Consider the following 1,692-nt stretch of genomic DNA (forward strand, 5'->3'; position numbering starts at 1 on the left):
AGGTCAAGCTGGGGTCGGCGGTGGCGAGGTATCGGCCGAAATGGGCCAATCGGGTGGCCAGGGTGCTGACCGTTTTGGGTACGCAAGTGGCGTATTTACGGTTCAGGTAGGCCACAAACGCCGGTTGCAGCGCCGCGGGAACATCGGCCATGCGCTGCTCGAGGGTCAATGCTGTGACTGCTGGCGGTGTTTGGTTCTCGAGCACCCCGAGGTGGAAGAGAATCTGGCGGGCACTGTGGGTGGTGCTGCGATAGTGTCTGGCTCCGCGTCCGGTACGTTCCTGGCGAACATCGCAGGCGTGCAGCAACTCCTGCAGGTCGTCTTCACGTAGGTAGGTCAAGGGGCGGCCGGTCTGAATCAGCAGCCGGGCGATGATCTGCGAGCCGATGGCCGAGGCGACCCGTTCAGTGAAGCCCAGTTCCAATGCTGCGCTGATGAACTGATCGAGATCGGGCTGCAGGCAACTGTCGGTAAGCTCATGCCACAAGCTCGACAGCTTGCGGTGGACGAGGTAGTCGTAGCCCGGTTGCAGTCGTCTACTTACCATCAAGAAGGTGATGAAGGGGCGTGTCGAGCTGTTCGCAGCCAACTGCTTGTCCAGCGGAATGTCGGCCCACGCCTGGACTCGGGGCCAGCGCCGCAGGAACGATCGGGCGGCTTGGCTGTAGGCGGTGTTGCCGCGGTCCCGTCGTTGCAGGTGCACGAGGTAGGCGGCGTAGATCTGCGCCGGCGTCTCAGGTGCGGGAACGTAATCGTGTTCGGGCAGCATCGAATTCCGCCTTGACATGGGTGGGTGCCAGATGGATGTAGCGGGCTGTGGTGTCGATGTGGGTGTGTCCGAGCAGTGCTTGCATCACCGCCAGATCCACACCGGCCTCGGCCATCGCGGTGCCGAAGGTGTGACGCAATGCATGCGGGTGACCGCCGAGCACTCCGGACTTGATCCGGTGATACCGGAAGATCGTGCGCAGCCCGGCCGCGGTCAACGGCTGACCCCGGTTGGGACCTTTGGCGACCAGGAAAAGACGGGTACACGCCCGACTCGGGTCTCTCGGCCAGCAGATAGGTTTGGACCAACCCTGCGACCTCCACATCGAGGGGAACCCGACGCTCCTTGGCGCCTTTGCCCATCACCCGCACCCAGCGGGCGCCGATGTCGACGTCAGTAACGTCGAGGGTGAGCAGCTCCCCGGATCTCAACCCGGATAACAACATGAGACCGGCCAGCGCTCGGTCACGCCAGGTCCGCAAGCTCGACAACAGCTCCGCGGTCTCGCGGCGATCCAATGCCCGCGGTAGCCGCCGCGGTTCACGCAGGCGTAGCGCGGACCGCCGTTTTGGCCGGACCAGGTGCCCGAGCAGTCCGTTGCGTTCCTCGGCGCTGACTCGCCGCGCTTCACGACCGCTGGGAATCGGACTACGCAAATCGGGGTCACGCAACGCCCGGAAGGCGAATAGGCCCGTCAAGGCAGCAAGTCGGTGGTTGATGGTGGTCGACGAGTAACGGTCGAGGCGCTTGCCGGTCATCGACACCACATTGGTAGGGCGCCCCGCGATCGGCGTCTGCCTGCAGTACCGCATGAAGTCGAGCACAGTCTCGGTGGTCACCGAACTCAAGTCGATGTTGACGCTGTCGAGCCAACGGCAAAACGCCAACAGGTCGTAGCCATAGGCACGCAGAGTTCGGGGCGA

Annotated in this window: 1 protein-coding gene and 2 pseudogenes; all 3 read right to left on the minus strand. The window is 63.8% G+C overall.

Translation table 11 applies throughout. From position 1 onward, the window contains the following. Positions 1 to 769: pseudogene (locus tag AC5Y4T_RS26065) on the minus strand (tyrosine-type recombinase/integrase); the annotation flags it as partial. Beyond that, positions 735 to 986 carry a tyrosine-type recombinase/integrase gene (locus tag AC5Y4T_RS26070; protein WP_250637712.1) on the minus strand — a complete coding sequence of 84 codons (252 nt, stop codon included), beginning with the start codon at positions 984 to 986 and terminating at the stop codon, positions 735 to 737. The gene AC5Y4T_RS26070 and the pseudogene AC5Y4T_RS26065, both read right to left, overlap by 35 nt. A 112-nt stretch (positions 987 to 1,098) precedes the next feature. Then, positions 1,099 to 1,656, minus strand: a pseudogene (locus AC5Y4T_RS26075) (tyrosine-type recombinase/integrase); the annotation flags it as partial. Between the last annotated feature and the right edge of the window lie 36 nt (positions 1,657 to 1,692).

The organism is Mycobacterium sp. NGS11, from assembly GCF_059813315.1.